The 4432-nt window shown below is 64.7% G+C and carries 3 protein-coding genes and 2 pseudogenes; 2 read left to right on the top strand and 3 right to left on the bottom strand.

Annotation, left to right across the window (positions count from 1 at the left end; genetic code table 11):
- The 3 genes and pseudogenes from HMPREF9538_RS28930 to HMPREF9538_RS04390 all read right to left on the bottom strand — a co-directional run.
- Positions 1-847, bottom strand: an 847-nt coding sequence (locus tag HMPREF9538_RS28930) for an acyl-CoA dehydrogenase family protein (RefSeq protein ID WP_009486097.1), incomplete at its 3' end; no start/stop codon positions are given.
- Positions 834-1929, bottom strand: a pseudogene (locus HMPREF9538_RS04385) (LLM class flavin-dependent oxidoreductase). The pseudogene HMPREF9538_RS04385 and the gene HMPREF9538_RS28930, both read right to left, overlap by 14 nt.
- A gap of 144 nt (positions 1930-2073) precedes the next feature.
- Entirely contained in the window at positions 2074-2967 is an 894-nt protein-coding gene (locus tag HMPREF9538_RS04390; RefSeq protein ID WP_004151833.1) for a LysR family transcriptional regulator, read from the bottom strand.
- 106 nt (positions 2968-3073) lie between these two features.
- On the opposite strand from HMPREF9538_RS04390, the gene HMPREF9538_RS04395 reads away from it, so the two are divergent.
- Together HMPREF9538_RS04395 and HMPREF9538_RS04400 are read left to right on the top strand one after the other, a co-directional pair.
- Positions 3074-3676 carry a cysteine dioxygenase gene (locus HMPREF9538_RS04395; protein ID WP_002908526.1) on the top strand — a complete coding sequence of 201 codons (603 nt, stop codon included), beginning with the start codon at positions 3074-3076 and terminating at the stop codon, positions 3674-3676.
- 5 nt (positions 3677-3681) lie between these two features.
- Positions 3682-4432, top strand: a pseudogene (locus tag HMPREF9538_RS04400) (rhodanese-like domain-containing protein); the annotation flags it as partial.

Here is a 4432-nt window from a genome sequence, read left to right as displayed (position 1 = left end):
GGGGGGGGGGGGGGGGGCGGGGCGGGGGGCCCCCCCGCCCCGCCAGCCACCTCACCAGCCAGTCGTGAGCGGCGTGGGCAATGCTGTCATAGATCGCCGCCAGCAGCGCCGTCTGCCGGTTGGCGAACAGGCGAAACGGTTCGGCCTGGGCGGCGGGTGGCGCATCGGTCGGCCAGACATCCACCGCGTGCTCTGCCGCCACCCGCACGTGGTTAAAAATAACTTCATGGCTGCCGGTGGCCCGCATCCCGGCGTGATCCCAGCTCTTCACCACCGTGATACCCGGGCTGTCGCCAGGCACCAGCCAGGTACCCACCAGCGGCGGGTTATCATCGCTTCTGGCCCACACCGCCAGCCAGCGCAGCCCTTCAATGCCGGTGGTATAAATTTTATGGCCGCTGATGTCCCAGCCCTCCGCGCGACGGGTCGCCACGGTGTCCGGCAGGCCGCCCCGCGCCGGGGAGCCCAGCTCCGGCTCGACGCGCAGGCTGTTGATGAGGCCACCGTGTTCGACAGCATCGTGAAAAACCTGCTGGCGCAGCGGCGCGTGCCAGGCGTCGTTTTCCGCCATCCGCAAATGGTGGAGATACTGCATGCAGACGATCAGCGCTGTCGCCGGCTCTCCCCAGGCGATGGCGGCGATGACCTGCTGCAGCTGGGCCAGACTGGCGCCCGCGCCGCCGCAGGATGGCGGCACGGCGAGACTTAACCAGCCCCCCGCACGCAGATGGTCGATATTACGCCAGGGAAACTCGCCGCTGGCGTCAAGGCTGGCCGCCTGCTCCGCAATCTGCTGGCGAAGCGCCGTCAGCTGCCGGGCCCAGTCGTCGCGCTCAGGATGGATCACGATGCGCGCTCCGCCACCGCACGCCGCGCGGCTTTTTCCCGGGCGATCGGCAGCAGCGCCCGGCCATAGTCGGCCGCGTCGTTCAGCGGATCGAAGCCGCGGATCAGGAAGTTACGCACCCCGAGGTCGTAGTAGTCGAGCAGCGCATCCGCCACCTGCTCCGGGGTGCCCACCAGCGCGGTGGAGTTATGTCCGCCGCCCACCAGCTGGGCGATGCCGGTCCACAGGCGTTTGTCCACCACTCTGCCCTGCGCCGCGGTAGCCCGCAGCCGCTGGGCGCCGATGCTGTCCGGTTTGGCTTTGAACCCGCCCCCGCGCTGCGCCGCCTGCTCGGTGGCGACGTGCAGGATATGCTCGGCTTTCTCCCAGGCTTCGGCTTCGCTGTCGGCGATAATCGGCCGGAACGAGACGCTGAAGCCGATATCACGCTGGTGTTTCGCCGCTTCGGCGCGTACGCGCTGGATGGTCTCGCCGGTTTGCGCCAGCGACTCGCCCCACAGCGCGAAGACGTCGGCATGTTTGCCGGCGACGGCGATGGCCGCTTCCGACGAGCCGCCGAAGTAGATGGGAAGATGCGATTTTTGCAGCGGGCGAATGGCGGACCAGGCCTGCTCGGCCTGATAGAAATCGTTGTGAATATCCACCGGCTGCTCGCTGGTCCACACCTGGCGCACGATGTCGAGGAAGGCGTCGGTGCGAGCGTAGCGCTGGTCGTGGTCGAGATAATCGCCATCCCGGCGCTGCTCGGCATCGTTGCCGCCGCTGATGATATGCACCGCCAAGCGGCCCCCCAGCAGGTGCTCAAGGGTAGCGAATTTGCGCGCGGCAAGGGTTGGGGAAACAAAACCGGGACGATGGGCCAGCAGGTACTGAATTTTCTGCGTCGACAGTCCCGCCAGGGCCGTCACCAGAAAGCCGTCGGGTTGATCGGACCAGTGGCCGACCAGCAGACGATCAAACCCGGCGGCTTCATGGGTTTGCGCAAAGCGAACGATATAGTCGCGGTCAAAGATCGGCCCCACCGGGGCAATCGTTTCGGAAGAGAGGCGGTGGCCAATCATGCCGAGAAACTGAATGCTCATGAACAACTCCTTGCGTCAGGGTAATGGAGTGGCCGCGACAGCGGCGCTGGTCATTACCCTATACAGAGCGTGTTAATGAGCAAAATGCATTTTTATCATATCTTAATATGCTTAATTAGCATTAAACAAAAATGCATAGTGCTTTCAGTCGGATACGGTCAGCTGCTGAACCACTTTGCTGGCAAAAAAGGTCAGCGGCGGCTGCAGGTTCGCCAGATACTGGGCGTGGATCAGCCACAGTGAGACCGCAGGCTGAAAATCGCTGAGGCTGAGGACCGCGACCTCATCCCGCCACGGGCTGCTGGCCAGCGCCGCCCTCGGCACCAGACCCAGCCCCAGCCCCTGCGCCACCAGCGCTATCTGTAACTGCGCGCCCGCGCTCTCGACGTTGAGCGTCAACCGCAATCCCTGGCTCTGCAGCTCGCGAATGAGCCCGGCGCGCAGGCCACAGCCGTCGGGGTTAAGGATCCAGCCCCGTTCGGCGCACTCCCGCAGGGATGACGCGCGCAAATTCAAACGCCGGCCGACGATCGGCACCACCTCCAGGGGACACAGCAGGCGCCCGCTGTAGCCCTCGGCGAAGCTTTGCTGGGCGGGCCCCATCGCCAGCATGCCGTCCAGCTCGCCGTTTTCCAGCCGGCGCTGCAGCTGTCCGCTCCAGCCGCAGGTGATCTGCGGCGACAGTCCGGGAAACTGCTGGCTCAGCGCCGACAGCGCCGCCGGCAGGGCAATCTCGCTGAGACTCTGCGGCACGCCGAGACGCAGCGCGCCGCGCGGCTCGCCTTGCGGATCCAACAGGCTGTAGAGTTTTTTCGTCTCACGCTTAATGCTCAGACACTGCTCGTACACCCGGTGTCCGGCGGCGGTCAGGGTCAGCGGGCGGGTCTGGCGCTCTAACAGCGTGACGTTCAGCTCCTGTTCCAGACGCTGCAGGCGCCGGGTGATGGCCGACTGGGTGATCCCCAGATATTCCGCGGCCTGATTGAGGGAGGAAAACTGCACCGTGGCCAGCAAAGCGTCGATATCGTCAATGCGCATAGGAACCTTATGTGAAATTTGCATATTAATATATGCGTAAATTGCATTTAAATAATATTAACGCCTCTGTTAGCGTTTTGACCAGTCCCTCTGACAGGAACCGCACATGACTGCACCACGACTGGAAAAATTACGCCATTTCATTCATGAGGTAGACCGCCTGCACCGCGAACACCACCAGACCGCCCCGCTGCTTGACGCCGTGGCGCAGCGGCTGGCGGCGCTGGTGCGTTACGACGACTGGCTGCCGGAAGAGTACACCCTGCCGCATCCGCACCATTACCAGCAGTATCTGCTGCATGCCGACTCCGGGGAGCGCTTCTCGATTGTCAGCTTCGTCTGGGGACCGGGGCAAGCGACGCCGATCCATGACCACCGGGTGTGGGGGGCCATTGGGATGCTGCGCGGCGCGGAGGAAAACCAGCGCTACCAGCTGGATGCCGATGGCATCCCGCGCGCGCTGGGCGCCGCCACGCTTCTGGAAGCAGGCCAGGTGGAGAAAGTCTCCGCTGACGATGGCGATATTCATCGCGTCAGCAATGCGCTGGCGGATCGCGTCTCTATCAGTATTCATGTCTACGGCGGCAATATCGGCGCGGTGAAGCGCGCCGTGTATACCCCGGAAGGGCAGCAGAAACCGTTTATCTCCGGCTACTCTAACCGCCATTTACCCAATATCTGGGATTCCTCCCGCGAACATCAAGGATAACCACTATGTCCACCTACGCTTATCGCCAGGCCGCCGGGATCCGCCAGGCGCTGCTCGACCGTCGTGAACTGGCGCTGATCGACGTCCGTGAAGAGGCCGATTTCGCCACCGCTCATCCGCTGTTTGCCGTCAATCTGCCGCTCAGCAAACTGGAGCTCGAGGTCCGCCGGCGGATACCGCGCTTCACCACCCCGCTCACCGTCTACGACAACGGCGAGGGTCTGGCGGAGATCGCCGTCGAACGGCTGCGGTCCTGGGGCTATCAGGATGTGGCCCTGCTGGCCGAGGGTCTCGCCGGCTGGCGCCGCAGCGGCGGCGAGCTGTTTCAGGACGTCAACTCCGCCAGTAAAGCCTTTGGCGAGCTGGTGGAAAGCGTGCGTCACACACCGTCGCTCAGCGCCCAGGAGGTTCAGGCGCTCATCGACAGCCGGCAGGAGGTGGTGATCGTCGACGCCCGGCGCTTCGATGAGTACCAGACCATGAGCATCCCCGGCAGCATCAGCGTGCCCGGCGGCGAGCTGGCCCTGCGGGTAGAGAGCCTGACGCCCTCCCCGCAGACGCCGGTTATCGTCAACTGCGCCGGACGCACCCGCAGCATCATCGGCACCCAGTCGCTGATCAACGCCGGCGTGCCAAACCCGGTCCATGCCCTGCGCAATGGCACTATCGGCTGGACGCTGGCCGGCCAGACGCTGGCGCACCAGCAACAGCGGCAATACGATCCCTCCGCCCCCCCCCCCCCCCCCCCCGCCCCCC

The sequence above is a fragment of the Klebsiella sp. MS 92-3 genome, from assembly GCF_000195655.1.
Lineage (GTDB): Bacteria > Pseudomonadota > Gammaproteobacteria > Enterobacterales > Enterobacteriaceae > Klebsiella > Klebsiella pneumoniae.
Note: the sequence above shows the minus strand (reverse complement) of the source record. Positions and strands in the feature narration are given on the sequence as shown.

What these genes read in the sequence shown, in the direction of transcription:
- HMPREF9538_RS04390 (WP_004151833.1), bottom strand. Translation starts at nt 2,967, where the DNA reads ATGCGCATTGACGATATCGACGCTTTGCTGGCCACGGTGCAGTTTTCC.
- HMPREF9538_RS04395 (WP_002908526.1), top strand. Translation starts at nt 3,074, where the DNA reads ATGACTGCACCACGACTGGAAAAATTACGCCATTTCATTCATGAGGTA.